This is a genomic window from Mycobacterium sp. NPDC050551 (assembly GCF_040674075.1).
In the GTDB taxonomy this organism is placed as follows: domain Bacteria; phylum Actinomycetota; class Actinomycetes; order Mycobacteriales; family Mycobacteriaceae; genus Mycobacterium.
In genome coordinates, this window is the sequence record NZ_JBFARC010000001.1 from 373,731 (window position 1) to 390,642 (window position 16,912).

General features: G+C 68.6%; 15 protein-coding genes. 9 read left to right on the plus strand and 6 right to left on the minus strand.

The features are described 5' to 3' along the window. Positions 1 to 104 precede the first annotated feature (104 nt). A complete protein-coding gene (locus AB0K11_RS01820; RefSeq protein ID WP_364971702.1) occupies positions 105 to 1,475 on the plus strand; it encodes an FAD-dependent oxidoreductase in 1,371 nt (456 codons plus the stop codon). 3 nt (positions 1,476 to 1,478) lie between these two features. Here AB0K11_RS01820 and AB0K11_RS01825 read toward each other — a convergent pair whose 3' ends face one another. Continuing rightward, positions 1,479 to 1,832 (minus strand): hypothetical protein, encoded by a 354-nt coding sequence (locus tag AB0K11_RS01825; RefSeq protein WP_364971704.1) that lies wholly within the window; start codon positions 1,830 to 1,832, stop codon positions 1,479 to 1,481. A 23-nt stretch (positions 1,833 to 1,855) separates the two neighbouring features. Here AB0K11_RS01825 and hisN point away from each other — a divergent pair, with 23 nt between their 5' ends. Further along, positions 1,856 to 2,644, plus strand: coding sequence for a histidinol-phosphatase (gene hisN / locus AB0K11_RS01830; protein WP_364971706.1), 789 nt, complete (start codon positions 1,856 to 1,858; stop codon positions 2,642 to 2,644). A gap of 80 nt (positions 2,645 to 2,724) precedes the next feature. Here the strand turns inward: hisN and AB0K11_RS01835 are convergent, their stop codons facing one another. Both AB0K11_RS01835 and AB0K11_RS01840 read right to left on the minus strand, forming a co-directional pair. Continuing rightward, complete coding sequence (locus tag AB0K11_RS01835; protein ID WP_364971708.1) at positions 2,725 to 4,473, minus strand: MOSC and FAD-binding oxidoreductase domain-containing protein; 1,749 nt, start codon at positions 4,471 to 4,473, stop codon at positions 2,725 to 2,727. A gap of 103 nt (positions 4,474 to 4,576) precedes the next feature. Further along, positions 4,577 to 5,842 carry a cytochrome P450 gene (locus AB0K11_RS01840; protein WP_364971710.1) on the minus strand — a complete coding sequence of 422 codons (1,266 nt, stop codon included), beginning with the start codon at positions 5,840 to 5,842 and terminating at the stop codon, positions 4,577 to 4,579. Positions 5,843 to 6,147: 305 nt separating this feature from the next. Here AB0K11_RS01840 and AB0K11_RS01845 point away from each other — a divergent pair, with 305 nt between their 5' ends. Then, complete coding sequence (locus tag AB0K11_RS01845) at positions 6,148 to 7,548, plus strand: acyl-CoA dehydrogenase family protein (RefSeq protein WP_364971711.1); 1,401 nt, start codon at positions 6,148 to 6,150, stop codon at positions 7,546 to 7,548. 41 nt (positions 7,549 to 7,589) lie between these two features. Then, positions 7,590 to 8,807: an acyl-CoA dehydrogenase family protein gene (locus AB0K11_RS01850; RefSeq protein WP_364971712.1), complete on the plus strand. Its 1,218-nt coding sequence runs from the start codon at positions 7,590 to 7,592 to the stop codon at positions 8,805 to 8,807. Between the two features lie 15 nt (positions 8,808 to 8,822). On the opposite strand, the gene AB0K11_RS01855 is transcribed toward AB0K11_RS01850, so the two are convergent. Both AB0K11_RS01855 and AB0K11_RS01860 read right to left on the minus strand, forming a co-directional pair. Beyond that, positions 8,823 to 9,821, minus strand: a complete 999-nt coding sequence (locus tag AB0K11_RS01855) for an acryloyl-CoA reductase (protein ID WP_364971713.1) — start codon at positions 9,819 to 9,821, stop codon at positions 8,823 to 8,825. Positions 9,822 to 9,894: 73 nt separating this feature from the next. Beyond that, entirely contained in the window at positions 9,895 to 10,869 is a 975-nt protein-coding gene (locus tag AB0K11_RS01860; protein WP_364971714.1) for an alpha/beta hydrolase family protein, read from the minus strand. Between the two features lie 525 nt (positions 10,870 to 11,394). On the opposite strand from AB0K11_RS01860, the gene AB0K11_RS01865 reads away from it, so the two are divergent. Then, the gene (locus tag AB0K11_RS01865; RefSeq protein WP_364971715.1) at positions 11,395 to 11,781 is read left to right on the plus strand and encodes a nitroreductase/quinone reductase family protein; all 387 of its coding nucleotides are present in this window, start codon (positions 11,395 to 11,397) and stop codon (positions 11,779 to 11,781) included. Between the two features lie 34 nt (positions 11,782 to 11,815). Here AB0K11_RS01865 and AB0K11_RS01870 read toward each other — a convergent pair whose 3' ends face one another. Beyond that, on the minus strand, positions 11,816 to 12,295 hold the full coding sequence (locus tag AB0K11_RS01870; protein ID WP_364971716.1) for an SRPBCC family protein: 480 nt from the start codon (positions 12,293 to 12,295) through the stop codon (positions 11,816 to 11,818). Between the two features lie 148 nt (positions 12,296 to 12,443). On the opposite strand from AB0K11_RS01870, the gene AB0K11_RS01875 reads away from it, so the two are divergent. The 4 genes from AB0K11_RS01875 to AB0K11_RS01890 are packed head-to-tail and all read left to right on the plus strand — an operon-like array spanning position 12,444 to position 16,910. Beyond that, entirely contained in the window at positions 12,444 to 13,568 is a 1,125-nt protein-coding gene (locus tag AB0K11_RS01875; RefSeq protein WP_364971717.1) for a homogentisate 1,2-dioxygenase, read from the plus strand. Then, positions 13,565 to 14,761, plus strand: coding sequence for an alpha/beta fold hydrolase (locus AB0K11_RS01880; RefSeq protein WP_364971718.1), 1,197 nt, complete (start codon positions 13,565 to 13,567; stop codon positions 14,759 to 14,761). The genes AB0K11_RS01875 and AB0K11_RS01880 overlap by 4 nt, the downstream gene beginning before the upstream one ends. Then, positions 14,758 to 15,999, plus strand: coding sequence for a CoA transferase (locus AB0K11_RS01885; protein WP_364971719.1), 1,242 nt, complete (start codon positions 14,758 to 14,760; stop codon positions 15,997 to 15,999). The genes AB0K11_RS01880 and AB0K11_RS01885 overlap by 4 nt, the downstream gene beginning before the upstream one ends. Continuing rightward, positions 15,996 to 16,910 carry a hydroxymethylglutaryl-CoA lyase gene (locus AB0K11_RS01890; RefSeq protein WP_364971721.1) on the plus strand — a complete coding sequence of 305 codons (915 nt, stop codon included), beginning with the start codon at positions 15,996 to 15,998 and terminating at the stop codon, positions 16,908 to 16,910. The genes AB0K11_RS01885 and AB0K11_RS01890 overlap by 4 nt, the downstream gene beginning before the upstream one ends. Positions 16,911 to 16,912 lie beyond the last annotated feature (2 nt).

Below are 16,912 nucleotides of genomic sequence, written 5' to 3' on the forward strand. Positions count from 1 at the left end.
CCGCGACGCGGCGGGTCACCCGGTTAGCATCGGTGGCGGTTACCAGCCCGGCCGCGCCGTGACAGCCCCTCGCGGGTGACCGGGCAAGCGACAGAAGGCTGCCCATGCAGAAGCGCCCCTATCACGTGGCGATCGTCGGCTCCGGTCCATCCGGTTACTTCGCCGCGGCGTCACTGCTCAAAGCTGCCGACACCGAGGACTCCCCCGATGTGCGGGTCGACATGCTCGAGATGCTGCCGACGCCGTGGGGGCTGGTCCGCTCCGGCGTCGCCCCGGATCACCCGAAGATCAAGTCGATCAGCGCCCAGTTCGACAAGACCTCCGGCGATCCGCGGTTCCGATTCTTCGGCAACATCGCCGTCGGCGAGCACGTGCAGGCCGCCGAGCTGACCGAGCGTTACGACGCCGTGGTCTACGCCGTCGGCGCCCAGTCCGACCGGTCGCTCGGCATTCCCGGTGAGGACATCCCGGGAAGCGTCGCAGCGGTGGACTTCGTCGGCTGGTACAACGCCCATCCGCACTTCGAGCAGATGGGCCCCGACCTGTCGACGGGACGCGCGATCGTCGTGGGCAACGGCAACGTCGCCCTCGACGTGGCGCGCATCCTGGTCACCGACCCCGACGTGCTCGCCAACACCGACATCGCCGACCACGCGCTGGACTCGCTGCACGCACGCGGTGTCGAGGAGGTCGTCGTCATCGGCAGGCGCGGACCGCTGCAGGCCACGTTCACCACGCTGGAACTGCGCGAGCTCGGTGCGCTGGAAGGTCTCGGCGACGTCGACGTCATCGTCGACCCGGCTGATTTCGCCGGCATCACCGACGAGGACCTCGAAGCGGCGGGCAAGACCGTCAAACAGAACATCAAGGTGCTGCGCGGCTACGCCGAGCGCGAGCCCGCCGGAGCCAAACGACGCATCGTGTTCCGGTTCGCCACCTCCCCGATCGAGATCAAGGGCGGCGAGCACGTCGAGTCGATCGTGCTCGGGAGAAACGAGCTGGTCGAGGAGAACGGCCGCATCGTGGCCAGGGACACCGGTGAGCGCGAGGAACTGCCCGCCCAGCTGGTGGTGCGGGCGGTGGGGTACCGCGGGGTGGCCACCCCGGGCCTGCCGTTCGACGAGAAGACCGGCACCATCCCGCACACCGACGGCCGCGTCGACGGCAGGCGCAACGAGTACGTCGTCGGCTGGATCAAGCGCGGGCCGTCCGGCGTCATCGGCAGCAACAAGAAGGACTCACAGGCGACGGTCGACACGCTGCTCGCCGACCTGTCCGGTGCACAGCTCTCCGATGTCGACGAAGACCACTCCGAGCAGCTGGTCGAGTGGCTGCTGTCGCGGCAGCCGAAGCTGGTCACCGACGACCACTGGCGGCTGATCGACGAGCACGAGCGCACGACGGGTGAGTCGGCGGGCCGGCCGCGCAGGAAGCTCACCAGCGTGGCCGAACTGCTGCGCATCGGCCACGGCTGAGAATCAGGAGTAGGTCTGCGGCGGGGGCGGTGGCGGCACCTCGTCCGAGCCGAAGCCCCACTTGTCCGGGTTCTTCGTCGAGTACACCACCGGGATGAGCTGCCCCATGGTGGGCCACTGCTCGACGTCGACCACCATCCGCTGGTAGACGACGTGTTCGTTGACCGTGGGCCCGTTGATCACGCCGGTGATCGTGACGAACTGCTCGCCCGGCACGTCCGGGCGCGGGCTGACACCTGTCACCAGCAGCGTGCCCTGGGCCAGTTCACCCTTCATCCCGCGCCGCCGCATGATCATCGGCCCGATCAACAACGCGAGCGCACCGACCATGAGCAACAGGATTCCGAATTCCCACACCCGGCCATGGTAGGACTGCTGCCATGACCGCGGCTCCTCCTGATGATCTGACGCTGGCGCTGCGGCTCGCCGACCAGGCGGACGCGGTGACCGTCGAGCGCTTCGGCGCGATGGATCTGCGCGTCGACACCAAACCGGACCTGACTCCGGTGACCGACGCCGATCGCTCCGTGGAAGCGGCCCTGCGCGACACGTTGACCGCCGAGCGGTCGGGTGACGCGGTGCTCGGCGAGGAGTTCGGCGGTTCGGCGGTCTTCGCGGGACGGCAGTGGGTGATCGACCCGATCGACGGCACGAAGAACTTCGTCCGCGGCGTGCCGGTGTGGGCGACGCTGATCGCGCTGCTGCACGACGGTGTGCCGGTCGTCGGCGTGGTGAGCGCACCGGCACTGCAGCGCCGGTGGTGGGCGGGCGCGGGCGCGGGCGCCCACGTGTCGGTGGCGGGCGGACCGGCTCGCCGGTTGTCGGTGTCGTCGGTCGGTGATCTCGAGTCCGCGAGCCTGTCGTTCTCCAGCCTGTCCGGCTGGGCCGACCTCGGTGTGCGCGACCGGTTCATCGCGCTGACCGACGCCGTGTGGCGGGTGCGCGGATATGGCGACTTCCTCTCCTACTGCCTGCTCGCGGAGGGGGCCGTCGACATCGCGGCCGAACCCGAGGTGTCGCTGTGGGATCTGGCCGCCCTCGATGTGCTCGTCCGTGAGGCGGGCGGCGCGTTCACCGGTCTCGACGGCACCGCCGGACCGCACGCGGGAAGTGCGGTGGCCACCAACGGCCTGCTGCACGGCGCGGTGCTGGCGGCGCTGCGCGGCTGACCGTCGCCGAGTGTGCAACCTCGGCGATTTTCGGGCCGGATTCTCGCCGTGGGTTCACACTCGGCGCACTGCTCCGCCGTTCACAGATCGAGCACCACCGGCTCGTCGGGTTGTGCGCAGCAGATGAGGATGTTGCCCTCGGCCGCTGGCTCGAGGGGTTCGGGGTCGTAGCGGACCGATCCGGACAGCAGCGCCGTCTCGCAGTTGTGACACACGCCGGTGCGGCACGACCACCGGGTCGGGACGTCGCACGCTTCGGCGAATTCGAGCAAGCTGGTGCTCGGCGGACCCCACGGCGCTGAAACGCCGCTGCGGGCGAACTGGACGGCCGGCCCGGGTCCTGGCGGTCCCGCAGGCACATGCGGACTACCCGCCGCGGCCGCGGCGATGCCCGGGGTGAGCGCCGCTGTGGCGCCGAATATCTCGGTGTGAACGCGTCCGGATCCGAGGCCGCGGCTGACGAGGTCCGCGCCCAATTCCGCCATGAAGGTCGCCGGCCCGCAGAGATACGCGTCGGCGTCGTGCGGCAGGTCGAGCCGACTGACCGCCTCGGAGGAGAGGCGGCCGCGGACGTCGTAGTCGACGCCGACCCGGTCATCGGACGCCGGGCTGCTGAAGAACACCCGGGACTGACCGCCCGGCAACTGCTCGAGCAATGCGCGGCTCTCCCGCGCGAACGGATGCTCAGATCCGTTGCGAGCTCCGTGCAACCACCAGACTCGCCGCGTCGACTGTGCGCTCACGAGCGAGTGCAGCATCGAGAGCACCGGGGTGGCGCCCACTCCGGCCGAAAGCAGGATCACCGGGCCGTCGCCGCCTGCGAGGACGAAGGTCCCCCGTGGTGCGGCCACGTCCAGCAGATCGCCGGTCGCGACGTGTGCGTGCAGGTGAGCGCTCGCGACGCCGTGCGGCTCGCGTTTGACACTGATGCGGTACTCGGCGGAACCGGGTCGGTTAGACAGTGAGTAGTTGCGGATCACCGGGCCGTCCGGGGTCGACATCCGCACCGTGATCGATTGGCCGGCAGACCATTCCGGTAATGGAGAACCGTCGGGGTCGGCGACCGTGATGGATCGGACGTGCGTGCTCTCGTCGTGCACCGCCGTGACCTCCAGCGGCCGGAACCCCGCCCACGCCGGTGGCGGATTGCCCCCCGTTGCCGTCAGCCCGGCATTGCCCGCCCCGTCACCCTGTTCGGCCAGGCTCTGCAGGGACGCTTTCCAGCCGGGGCTGAGCGCGGGGATGCGCAGGGCGCGGTGCAGGTCGTCGCGAGGATGGCCCGGCAGGTACAGCAGTGCGTCGATCTCGGCCACGGTGACGCGTTCGGGCCCGGATCTGATCTTGACGATCTCCTGACCGGCCTCCACTTCACCCTCGGTGATCACCCGGCAGTAGAAGCCGGGCCGGCGGTGTGACACCAGCAGCGCAGCCATCCTCGGCTCGCCGATGCGCAGACCGGCTCGGTAGCAGGTGACCCGTGGTTGGGTGACCTCGAAGACCGCATCGCCGATCCGGTACCGGTCGCCGATGCACACCTCGTCGTCGGGCAGCCCGTCGACGGTGAGATTCTCGCCGAGCGTCCCAGGCGGGAGGTCGTCGCGGTGGAACTCCTCGGCCCAGTGCCGGTACGAATCCCGTTGGTAGACCAGCACTGCCCGGTTCTCGCCGCCGTGCCCGCCGAGGTCCCCCTGGCCGTCCCCGTCGATGTTGAGCCGCCGGACCATGCGCGGACCGCTGACCGGGTCTTTCCAGGCGCCGGTGTACACGGTTCGGTCGTTCCAGATGACGTTCCTGGGCAGACCGACGTTCACCGATATCAACGTCGCCATGGTGCACACTCTCGACCATCAACCGCCCCACGTCAGCACAACGCCTCAACATCGGGCGGTGGGGCTGAGGTAGCGCACGCCGGTCACGAGCCGGCGTGGCAGGTCACGCCCACAGCGCGGCATCCGCGGTGGAACGAGCTTCGGCTGCGGTGTCGGCCAACCGCTCCCCCGGGGTGAACACCACCGGGATACGCCGGTATCCCCGGGTGATCGAATTTCCGTGGAACGTCGCCGTGGCGTCTGGAGCGAGCGAGAGGTCGGGCATTCGTCGCAGCGCCTGCTCGACACCGATGCGGAACTCCAGCCGCGCGAGATTGGAGCCGAGGCAGCGGTGAACGCCTGCGCCGAAGCCGAGGTGCCGGTTCGCGGTCCGGTCCAGCACGCAACGCTGCGGCTCGGGGAAGGCGTCGTCGTCTCGGTTGGCCGACGCGTAGTTCACCACGACCGACTCACCGGGATGGAAGGTGTGCCCGCTGACTTCGACTTCCTTGGCGACGGTTCGGGGGATGCCGTGGATCGAGCCTGCGAATCGGAGGAATTCCTCGATCGCCTTCGGCATCAGGTCGGGTTCACCGATCAGGCGATCGCGATCACCGGGATGCGTTGCGAGGTAGTGGAATGCGAAGGACATCGCGTTGGCCGTCGTCTCCAACCCGGCCTGCACCAGCAACATGGCGTTGGAGACGACGTCCTCGAAACGCAGCTTCTCGCCGTCGATCTCCGCCCGGAGGAGAACGTCGATCATGTCGTCCCTCGGTGACTGCGTGCTGCGCAGGGACACCGCATCGTGGATGTGCTGGTAGAGCCCGCCCCACGCCGTCATACGGTCCTGCTCGGTCTCACCGTTCAGCGCGCGGTCGGCGAGCTGTATGCACAGCGGGACATCGTCCACGGGCATACCGAGCAGGTATTTGAAGAAAACGATCCCGGGCTGCCGCCAGGCGACCTGCGCCAGGTCGCCCTCGCCCTCCTCGATGAAGCCGTCGATCAGTAGGTCGGTTTCGGCGCGGATCTGAGGGCTGAGCGCCTTCATCCGCGCCGGCGAGAAGTACGGATTGAGGACCCGGCGGAACTCCTGCTGCCGTGGCGGATCGAGGGTGATGACGAGATCGCCGGCGAGTTGCTCGGCACCCTCCGGGGTCGGATTGCTGGAGAAGTGCTCCCAGTCCTGCAGGATCTGGTGACATTCGCGGTAACGCACGGCGACCCACGCCCCGCCCGGCGACGTGCTGAGGAACGGTGTGTCGGTGTGGACGAACGGGCCGTCGCGCCGCATGACGGCGTACACCTCGTAGAGAAATTCGTCGTCCTGGAAGTCCTCGTGCCGGAGGTCCCAGTCGGCGGCATGCGATTCGGGCGGCTTCGGCACCTGGGCGGCTCCTGCCTGTATCCGCCGGACGACAGTCGTCCGACTCGCGTCACTCGGCCGTAACGGCAAGGTCGCGTCCGACTTTCACTGACTATAGTCATCGAGAGCGCTGCAGCGGAAGGCCTCGCCCATCAGGCAAGCGATTGCCGCACAGCACCTCGCCCGTCTTCCGAAATTCAAGTGTGGTGACCACAGTCAGCGAAGCGCCGCCTCCTGTCGACCTGTGACGTTCGCGACAGAACGGGCGTACCTTACTCTGGAGTAAGATACGGTCCAGATACCGCCCGACGAAGTGAGGCTGTCGCATGACCAACACCCTGCCGTCCAAGCACGGCTCCGAGCCGCAGCGTCCACGGCGCTCCGGGCGCGAGAGCGCCATCGGCATGCAACGCCCCAAGCGGACGGCGACATCCGTGGGATTGGCGCTGGTCACACCCCTCGTCGGCCAGGAGTTCCTGGACCGGCACGGGCTTCGCGACCCACTCAATCGCGGTCTGCGCTACGGCGTGAGGACGGCCTTCTCCGCCCTCGGCGCCTCCACCCGCCAGTTCAACCGCGTGCAGGGTCTCGGTAAACCGCCGACGAGACTGAAGCCGAGCGGCGCGGACTATTTCGACCTGACGCCCGACGACGACCAGAAAATGATCGTCGAGACGGTGGCGGAGTTCGCCGAGGAGATCCTCCGCCCGGCCGCGTACGACGCCGACGCAGCCGCGGCGTACCCGGCCGATCTCATCGCCAGGGCCGCTGAACTCGGTATCACCGCCGTCAACGTCCCCGAGGATTTCGACGGCATCGCCGAGCACCGCAGCACGATCACCAACGCGCTCGTGGCCGAGGCCCTCGCGTACGGCGACATGGGGCTGGCGCTGCCCATTCTGGCCCCCGGCGGCGTCGCGTCGGCGCTGACCCACTGGGGCAGCGCCGACCAGCAGGCCACCTACCTCAAGGAGTTCGCCGGCGAGAAGGTCCCGCAGGCGTGCGTCGCGATCGCCGAACCGCACGCGCTGTTCGATCCGACCGCGTTGCGGACCACCGCGGTGCGCACTCCGAGCGGCTACCGGTTGACCGGCGTCAAATCCCTGGTCCCTGCCGCGGCCGACGCAGAGCTGTTCGTCATCGGCGCTCAACTCAACGGCAAGCCCGCCCTGTTCCTCGTGGAGTCGGCTTCCGAGGGACTGACCGTCAAGGCCGATCCGAGCATGGGCATCCGCGCCGCCGCACTCGGCCGTGTCGAACTCGACAACGTCGCGGTTCCGCTGAGCAACCGGCTCGGCGAGGACCAGGCCACCGATGCGGACTACTCGGAGGCGATCGCGCTGGCCCGATTGGGTTGGGCCGCACTGGCCGTCGGCACGTCGCACGCCGTGCTCGACTATGTCGTGCCCTACGTCAAGGAACGTGAGGCCTTCGGCGAGCCGATCGCGCACCGTCAGTCGGTCGCCTTCATGTGCGCGAACATCGCCATCGAACTCGACGGGCTGCGGCTCATCACCTGGCGCGGCGCCGCGCGCGCCGAACAGGGCCTGTCCTTCGCCCGCGAGGCGGCGCTGGCCAAGAAGTTCGGCACCGACAAGGGCATGCAGATCGGTCTCGACGGCGTCCAGCTGCTGGGCGGTCACGGATTCACCAAGGAACATCCGGTGGAACGTTGGTACCGCGACCTGCGCGCGCTCGGCGTCGCCGAGGGCGTCGTCGTCCTGTAACGCACGGCAACCACCTAGATACCAGGAACGGAAAACCAGTCATGGCAATCAATCTGGAAATGCCGAAGAAGTTGCAGGCCGTGATCGACATGGCCCACGAGGGCGCCGCGGAGATGCTGAGGCCGATCTCGCGCAAGTACGATCTCGCCGAGCACGCCTACCCGGTGGAATTGGACACCCTCGCGGACCTGTTCGAGGGGATGTCCGAGGCGAACACCATTTCGTTCGCGGGCGCGGAGGCGTTCCGCGACACCTCGAGCGGTGGCCCCAAGCAGAACGTCAACGGCGGGAACATGTCCGCCCTGGTGAACGCGATGGAGGTCAGCTGGGGCGATGTCGCGTTGCTGCTGTCGGTGCCACGTCAGGGCCTGGGTAACGCCGCCATCTCCTCGGTGGCCACCCCCGAACAGCTGGAGAAGCTGGGCAAGGACGTGTGGGCCGCGATGGCGATCACCGAGCCCGGCTTCGGATCCGACTCGGCGGCGGTGACCACCACCGCGGTGCTCGACGGCGACGAGTACGTGATCAACGGCGAGAAGATCTACGTCACCGCGGGATCCCGCGCCACCCACATCGTGGTGTGGGCGACCCTGGACAAGTCGCTGGGCCGGGCGGCGATCAAGTCGTTCATCGTGCCGCGCGAGCATCCGGGTGTCACCGTCGAGCGCCTCGAGCACAAGCTGGGCATCAAGGCTTCCGACACCGCCGCCATCCGCTTCGAGAATGCCCGGGTGCCGAAGGAGAACCTGCTCGGCGACCACGAGGTGCACGTCGACAAGGGTTTCGCCGGGGTCATGGAGACCTTCGACAACACCCGCCCGATCGTGGCCGCGATGGCCGTCGGGATCGCCCGCGCCGCCCTCGAGGATCTGCGCAAGATCCTCACCGACGCCGGCATCGAGATCTCCTACGACAAGCCCGCCCACGCGCAGAGCGCCGCGGCCGCCGAGTTCCTGCGGATGGAGGCCGACTGGGAGGCGGGCTACCTGCTGACCGTGCGGTCGGCGTGGCAGGCCGACAACGCCATCCCGAACTCGAAAGAGGCGTCGATGGGGAAGGCGAAGTCCGCCCGGGTGGCCAGCGACATCACCCTCAAGGCCGTCGAGATGGCCGGGACCACAGGCTATTCCGAGGAGACGCTGCTGGAGAAGTGGGCCCGCGACAGCAAGATCCTCGACATCTTCGAGGGCACCCAGCAGATCCAGCAGCTGGTGGTCGCGCGCCGGCTGCTCGGGTTGTCCTCCGCCGAGCTCAAGTAGTCGCCGGGCCGGAGATCAGAAGCCGCCGGCGACCGCGACGCGGGTGCGCCCGGTGACGCCGCCGCCGACGATGGTGCGCAGCGTCTTCGGCGCGTCGAGAATCGACACGTCGGTGGTGATCGCGTCGAGGTGGGCCGGCTTCAGGTCGCCCTCGATCGACCGCCAGAGTTCGCGGCGCCGCTCGATCGGCAGTTGCACCGAGTCGATTCCCGCCAGGGTGACGCCGCGCAGGATGAACGGCAGCACCGTGGTCGGCAGCTCCGGTGACCGCGCGAGACCGGACACTGCCGCCACGCCGCCGTAGTTCAAAACGCTGAGCGCGTAGGCGAGGGTGTCCCCGCCGACGCTGTCGACGACGGCGGCGTAGCTGGACCTGCCCAGCGGGCGCACCTTCTCGCCCTCGGCGGGCAGCCTGCCGATCACCTGGTAGGCGCCCAGCCCCATCAGGTAGTCGTGGGCGTCGGATTTGCCCGTCGAGGCGATCACCTCGTAACCCAGCCCGGCCAGCAGGTCGACGCTGATGCTGCCAACGCCTCCGGTGGCGCCCGTCACCAGGATCGGCCCGTCCTGGGGACGGATGCCGTTGATGCGCAACACATCCACGCTCATCGCGGCGGTGAAGCCGGCGGTGCCGATCGCTGCCGCCTCGGCGGTGCTGAGCGCCTCGAGCTTGACGAGATAGTCCGCCGGGTGGCGGGCGCGGTCGGCGTACCCGCCGTGTCGGCCGGTGCCGATGTCGTAGCCGTGCGCGACCACCCGGTCGCCGGGCGCGAAACTGTCGGCCGAGCTCGCCACCACGGTCCCGGCGGCGTCGATGCCGGGAATCAGCGGATAGGAGCGGGCCACGCCGCCCTTGGGGGTGACGGCCAACGCGTCCTTGTAGTTCACGCCGGAGTATTCGACGGCGATCGTGACCTCACCGTCGGGCAGAAAGCTTTCGTCGACCACCTCCGGGTTCAGGGTGATCGATCCGTCGGAGTCCTGGTGCGCCACGAGGGCGTTGACTGCGGTCATGTCGCCATCGTAGAGACGCGAAACCCCCGCGACGCGCGAGGCGTGGCGGGGGTTCCGCGATCTCTTCGTTCGGTCAGCCGATCAGCACCCGCTGAAGGTCGGGCTTCATCTGCTGCAGCTGCTGGCCCCAGTACATCCAGGTGTGGGTGCCGCTCGGCGGGAAGTTGAACACGCCGTTCTGGCCGCCCGCGGCGATGTACCGCTCCTGGAAACTGATGTTCGTGCGCAGCGTCAGACTCTCCAGGAATTCCTGCGGCAGGCCGCCGCCGCCCAGCTCGCCGGGCTTGCCGCTGCCGCAGTAGACCCAGATGCGGGTGCCGTTCGCGACGATCCTGTCGATGTTGACCGTCGGGTCGTTGCGCCGCCACGCCTCGCTGCCGCCCGGGCCCCACATCGGTTCGGACTTGTAGCCACCGGCGTCGCCCATCGCCAGGCCGACCAGGAACGGCCACTGGCCCTCGGACAGGTTCAGGAAGCCCGACAGCGACGCGGCATAGATGAACTGCTGCGGGTGGTAGGCCGACAGGATCAGCGAGGCGGATCCGGCCATGGAGAGACCGACCGCGGCACTGCCGGTGGGCTTGACGTCCCGGTTGGCCGCCAGCCAGTTCGGCAGCTCGGAGGTCAGGAAGGTCTCCCACTTGTAGGTCTGGCAACCGGCCTTGCCGCACGCCGGCTGGTACCAGTCGGTGTAGAAGCTCGACTGTCCACCCACCGGGAGCACGAGCGACAGACCCGAATCGAGGTACCACTCGAACGCCTGGGTCTCGATGTCCCAGCCGTTGAAGTCTTCGCGGGCGCGCAGTCCGTCGAGCAGATAGACGATGGGCGAGCCGGCGCCACCGCTCTGGAACTGCACCTTGATGTCGCGGCCCATCGACGGTGACGGAACCATCAGGTACTCGACGGGCAGGCCGGGACGGGAGAACGCCCCGGCGATCGCCGAGCCGCCCGTGAAGCCGATCAGGCCGGGGAGCAGCGCCGCGACGGCGGCGGTCACCGCGAAACGGCGGGCCCAACGGTTACGAAACTTGTCAACGAAGGTCATAGAGAGGAGTCCATCCATCTACCGGTTACCGCGTCATTCGTCACTAGCACGCGATCACAGATCGCACAGACGGCACCGCAGCGGTTTCTTCACTGCGCTGTCGCGCGCCCGCCCGGCTTGACCGTGAGAACGGCAGCAGAACGGACCGAAGGTTCAGTTCTCGCGCCCTGAGTAAAACATGAGGGTCAAGCTGAGAAAACCCCGTGAACAGGTGAGTCGTCCTCCGGAGATCCCAAGCGAGACGCCACCTACTCCCAGGCAGGGCCGTCCGCACACCCCCTACCAGGGCGAACACCGGTGAATCTCCGATTCAGCCAACGTGGAACCATCCCTGCCGCGGGTCTCGCACATCGGCCTTTCCCTTAGCGGCGAGGCACGTCAGTGCCTGCAGCGACCGGTCATCGAGCGCGGCCACCGCCCGCGACTGGGCGCGGAGATCAACCGCCGGCAGGGGCCGATGCCGGTATCGTTCGGTCCGCCGTCGAGGACGCCGAGCGCATCTCGGCCGACCAGGAGGAGACGACGATGGCCCAATTGCGCGACGGCTTCACCCGCGGGTTTCAGAAGTACCTGGCCAATCCGCTGATGCGGCTGGTGCCGATCCAGACGCTCCTCGAGACCACCGGCCGCAGATCAGGCTTGCCCCGGCGAACTCCGCTGGGCGGCAGGAGAATCGGCGACGCCTTCTGGTTCGTCTCGGAGTTCGGCGAGAAGTCGCAGTACATCCGCAACATCCAGGCCGACCCGCGGGTGCGGGTGCGGCTGCGGGGCAGGTGGCACTCGGGCACCGCGCACCTGCTGCCGGACGACGACGCCCGCGCCCGATTGCGTGAGCTCCCGCAGTTCAACAGCTTTGGAGTGCGCACCTTCGGCACCAGCCTGCTCACCGTGCGCGTCGACCTCGACGGGTGAGGATCGCCGGCACGTAGGATCCGGAGCCGCCCCATCATTCGCGGCGCGCCAGTGCGGCCAGATGGTCGAGCGAGTTCTGCAGGTGCTCGATCCCGAACGGCGGGAACTCGATGTGCTCGCGCAGGCTCGGCGGCACCGCGGACCAGTCGTAGGTCAGTGTCACCCGGGTGCGAGCGGCGTCGTCGGCGGCCAGGTCGTAGCGCCAGATCCAGCCACCGAACTCGAGATCCCCTCCGTCCGAGGACCGTTGGCCCGGTTCCCAGGCGATCGCCTGCGGACGGTCGAAGTGCACCACCTTGTTCGCCATCTCGTAGTGACCGTCGGGATGGTTCCCGTGGAACATGGCGATCCGGAAGATCTGGCCGGCCTCGGTCAGTACGCGTCCGTCGAGCGACTCGCGCACCCACCCGGTGCCGTCGATCGCGGCGTGCTGCGCGGGATCGGCCAGGATCGAGAAGACTGCGTCGGCGGAGGCGTCGACGGTCGTGGTGGCGGTGATGACGTCGTTCGGCATGGTTGTGGCCCTTTCTCGGCGGCTGTCACGAGAACGACCCGGAACGCGCTCCGAACTCATCGGAGACCCTTGCACCGCACCATAGATGAAAGTAACGTCAGATTTAGTTTTGCGAACCCTCGAACACCCAACGTCATCGGAGCCGCTGATGGAATCGTTCGTCCACCTGCACAGAGGCAAGACGCCGCGCCGCGTGCACGCGGACCTCGACGGACAGAAGGACGACGAACTCGGTCGCGGCGGGTTCACCGGACGCACGGCCCACCTGTACCGGCGTAACGATCCCACCGCGTTCCGCGCCGCAGGTCCGCTGCGTCCCCTCGACGTCCTCGGGGACCAGCTCGAGCCATCGGACGCGACCGACGCCGCAGGCGCGCCGCTGCTGATGTTCTCGAACACCGACTGCCAGGTACTGCTGTCGCGGCGAGCCGACGAGATGCCCTACTTCGCCCGCTACATCGACGGCGACCTGCTGACCTTCGTGCACAAGGGGTCCGGCCTGCTCGAAACGGAGTTCGGGCCGCTGCGCTACCGCGAAGGCGACTGGGTCTACATCCCGAAGGCGTGCAGCTGGCGCCAGGTCCCCGATCACACCGGGGACGGTCCTGCCGAGTCCATGTGGCTGATGATCCAGGCCACCGACGACTTCCGGGTACCGCCCGCCGGCTCACTGGGCAGGCACTTCCCGTTCGACCCGTCACTGATCGTCGTTCCCGAACCGGCGCCCATCGACGACGGTGTCGGCCCCCGCACCGACGGCGAGTACGAGGTGCGGCTCTTTCACGAGGGCGGGCCGACCAGCCTGTACTACCGACACCATCCGCTCGACGTCGAAGGGTGGCGGGGCGACAACTTCCCCTTCACCTTCAACATCGCCGACTACAACGTCATCACCTCCGACAGCGTGCACCTGCCCCCGACGGTGCATCTGTTCATGCAGGCGACCGGTGTCTACGTGATGAACTTGCTGCCCAAACCCGCCGAATCCGTACCCGGCACCGAACGCACCCCCTGGTACCACCGCAACGTCGACTTCGACGAGATCGCGTTCTTCCACAGCGGATCGCTCTACGGCATCCCGATGCCGCCAGGACTGATCTCCCATGCGCCGCAAGGCGTCCATCACGGCGCCCCGGAGAAGGCACGTGAACGAGCCCGCAGGAAGTTCGACGAGTACAGCCGGGTCGACTGGTCGGTGATCGCTGTCGACACCAGGCGCAGGCTCGTCCCGTCGGCCGAGATCCTCGCCAACGACCTCGGGCAGCACGCATGAGCGCCGAAGCCGTGGCACCGGTCAGGCACGAGTACGACCGGGTCCCGTATCTCGTTGCCTATCAGAACGCTTCGGGCGTGCGCGATGTCTACGGCGGCGTCGCCGAACTCGTCGTGCTGGAGAGTCATCTGCTCCGGCCGAAGACCCCGTCCGATACCGTGCTGGTGTTCATGCACCCCATCGGCGGTGGCGCCTACCTCCCGATGATGAACGCGCTGGCCCGCGCCGGGCACCATGTCATTTACTGCAACAGCCGCTTTCGTGGCACCGACTCCGCGCTGTTGATGGAGAAGGTGGTCGAGGACCTCGGCGAGTGCATCAAGGACGCCAAGAACCGGCTCGGCTACCAGAAGGTGGTGCTGGCCGGCTGGAGCGGTGGCGGCTCCCTGTCGGCGTTCTATCAGCAGCAGGCCCAGCATCCCACCGTGACGGCCAGCCCGTCCGGCGACGGACCCGACCTGACGAAGCTGGGTCTCGTCCCGGCCGACGCCATCATGCTGCTGGCCGCCCACATCAGCCGGCACGGCACGCTGACCGAGTGGCTCGACGCCTCGATCCTCGACGAGTCCGACCCGACCAGACGCGACCCCGAACTCGACCTCTACAACCCCGACAACCCGAACCAGCCGCCGTACACGCATGCCTTCCTCGAGCGCTACCGGCAGGCGCAGATCGACCGCAACCGACGGATCACGAGGTGGGTCAAGGCCAAACTGGCCGACCTGAAGGCCGCAGGCCGCCCGGACGACGAGTTCGCCTTCGTCGTGCACGGCACGATGGCCGACCCCCGTTGGCTCGACCCGGCCGTCGACCCGAACGAACGGGCGCCGGGCACCTGCTACCTGGGCGACCCGCAGGTGGTCAACAACGGCCCGGTCGGGCTGGCCCGGTTCTGCACCCTGCGCAGCTGGCTGTCGCAGTGGAGCTACGACGACGCCAACGGCGACGCGGTCGCCGCCGGGCCGGACATCGCGGTGCCCGCGCTGGTGATCGGCAATCTCGCCGACGACGCCTGCACGCCCAGCCACACCCGAAGGCTCTTCGAGGCGCTCGGGCACCCCGACAAGGAGATGCACGAGATCCCCGGCGCCAACCACTACTACGCCGGTCCCGACCAACGCGCTCAATTGCGCCAGGCGGTGAGTATCGTGACGGACTGGCTGATCCGCCACGACTTCGCGAGGGCGCAATGACACCTACCGGCGGGCGAGAAGCCGATCCGGGGCAGACTCCGACCGGTGCGCTCGACGGCGTCCGCGTCATCGAGGTGGGCACGTTGATCTCCGGTCCGTTCGCCGGCCGGCTGCTCGGCGACATGGGCGCCGAGGTCGTCAAGATCGAACCGCCCGGCGCGCCCGACCCGCTGCGCACCTGGGGACAGGCCGAAGTCGACGGCAGGCACTTCTTCTGGACGGTGCACGCCAGGAACAAGAAGGCGATCACCCTCGACCTGCGCACTCCCCGCGGCCGCGAGCTGTTCCTCGAGCTCGTCGAGCGCTCCGATGTGATCGTGGAGAACTTCCGCCCCGGCACGCTGGAGAAGTGGGACCTGGGCTACGAGGTGCTGAGCGGGCGCAACAAGGGCATCATCCTGGTCCGGGTCTCCGGCTACGGGCAGACCGGACCGGACGCGCACCGCGCGGGATACGCCTCGGTCGCCGAGGCGGCCAGCGGACTGCGCCATCTCAACGGCTTCCCCGGCGGCCCGCCGCCCCGGCTCGCGCTCTCGATCGGCGACAGTCTCGCAGGCATGTTCGCCGCCCAGGGCGCGCTGGCGGCGCTCTACCGCCGCTCGGTCACCGGCGAAGGCCAGATCGTCGACACCGCGCTCACCGAATCCTGTCTGGCCGTGCAGGAATCGACCATCCCGGACTACGACGTCGGCGGTGTCGTGCGCGGACCTTCGGGCACCCGGCTGGAGGGCATCGCGCCGTCGAACATCTACAAGACCGCCGACGGCAGCTGGGTGGTGATCGCGGCCAACCAGGACACCGTCTTCCGGAGGCTGTGCCTGGCGATGGACCGCGAGGAGCTCGCCACCGACGACCGGTTCGCCGACCATGTGGCCCGCGGACGCAACCAGGACGAACTCGACAAGATCATCGGCGACTGGGCGGCCGAGCGGCAACCCGGCGACATCATCGACGTGCTGTCGGCCGCCGGGGTGATCGCCGGGCCCATCAACACCGTCGCCGAGGTGGTCGTCGACCCGCAGCTGCGATCCCGCGGCATGATCGCCGAACACTATGACGAGCGGATCGAGCGCACGGTCCTGGGCCCCGGCATCGTGCCGAAGCTCTCGGAATCGCCGGGAAGTATCCGCAGTGCGGGCCCATCCCGACCGGGCCGGCACAACGACGAGATCTACCAGGGTCTGCTCGGCCTGACCGCCGGGCAACTCGACGAACTGCGGGCGGAGGGAGTGCTGTGACCGGATTGCCCGACAGAGTCGACCTCCGGGAGGTGTCGCTGCGCGACGGGCTGCAGATCGAGGAGCCGATCCCGTTGACGGCCAAACTCGAACTGCTCGAGGCCGTCGTCGCGACCGGCGTCCGCGAGATCGAGGCGACGGCGTTCGTGTCACCGTCGAAGGTGCCCGCGCTGGCCGACGCCGCCGAACTGGCCGCCGAACTGGACCGGTTCCGGGCCGAGCGCGACGTCGAGTTCTCCGCCCTGGTCGCAGGTCCCGGCGGGGCGAAGCGGGCCATCGCCGCGGGAATGGGATCGATCGAGTACGTCGTGTCTGCGGCCGACGGCCACAGCCAGGCCAACGTGGGGCGGTCGACGGCCGAGTCCACCGATCTGATCGCCGACATCACCCGCATCGCCCACGACGGCGGCGCCACCATCGAGGTCATCATCGCCACCGCGTGGGACTGTCCCTTCGACGGCCCCACCGATACGCGCCGCGTCGTCGACATCGTCGCAGCGGCAACCGAACTCGGCGCCGACCGGCTGGCGATCGCCGATACGATCGGCACCACGACACCGAGGCGGGTCGCGGACCTGGTCGCTGCGGTCCGCCCGGCGGCCGGCGACGTCCCTCTGGGCGCGCACTTCCACAACACCCGTGGCGCGGGCCTCGCCAGCGCATACGCCGCCGTCACCGCCGGGATCACCCGGCTCGACGCCTCGGTCGGGGGGCTGGGCGGTTGCCCGTTCGCCCCCGGCGCCAGCGGCAACATCGCCACCGAGGATCTCGTCTACCTGCTGCGCGACAGCGGTATCGAGGTCGACGTCGACCTGCAGGCGGCCATCGCCGCCGCCGACGTGGCGCGCCGGGTCGTCGGCCACGATCTGCCGAGCGCGCTGCTGCGCGCCGGCGACCGGATCCTGCGCTGACC

Coding starts and splice junctions, on each gene's coding strand:
- AB0K11_RS01860 (WP_364971714.1), bottom strand. CDS start 10,869: ATGACCTTCGTTGACAAGTTTCGTAACCGTTGGGCCCGCCGTTTCGCG.
- AB0K11_RS01855 (WP_364971713.1), bottom strand. CDS start 9,821: ATGACCGCAGTCAACGCCCTCGTGGCGCACCAGGACTCCGACGGATCG.
- AB0K11_RS01850 (WP_364971712.1), top strand. CDS start 7,590: ATGGCAATCAATCTGGAAATGCCGAAGAAGTTGCAGGCCGTGATCGAC.
- AB0K11_RS01820 (WP_364971702.1), top strand. CDS start 105: ATGCAGAAGCGCCCCTATCACGTGGCGATCGTCGGCTCCGGTCCATCC.
- AB0K11_RS01885 (WP_364971719.1), top strand. CDS start 14,758: ATGACACCTACCGGCGGGCGAGAAGCCGATCCGGGGCAGACTCCGACC.
- AB0K11_RS01865 (WP_364971715.1), top strand. CDS start 11,395: ATGGCCCAATTGCGCGACGGCTTCACCCGCGGGTTTCAGAAGTACCTG.
- AB0K11_RS01880 (WP_364971718.1), top strand. CDS start 13,565: ATGAGCGCCGAAGCCGTGGCACCGGTCAGGCACGAGTACGACCGGGTC.
- AB0K11_RS01845 (WP_364971711.1), top strand. CDS start 6,148: ATGACCAACACCCTGCCGTCCAAGCACGGCTCCGAGCCGCAGCGTCCA.
- AB0K11_RS01835 (WP_364971708.1), bottom strand. CDS start 4,473: ATGGCGACGTTGATATCGGTGAACGTCGGTCTGCCCAGGAACGTCATC.
- hisN (WP_364971706.1), top strand. CDS start 1,856: ATGACCGCGGCTCCTCCTGATGATCTGACGCTGGCGCTGCGGCTCGCC.
- AB0K11_RS01875 (WP_364971717.1), top strand. CDS start 12,444: ATGGAATCGTTCGTCCACCTGCACAGAGGCAAGACGCCGCGCCGCGTG.
- AB0K11_RS01870 (WP_364971716.1), bottom strand. CDS start 12,295: ATGCCGAACGACGTCATCACCGCCACCACGACCGTCGACGCCTCCGCC.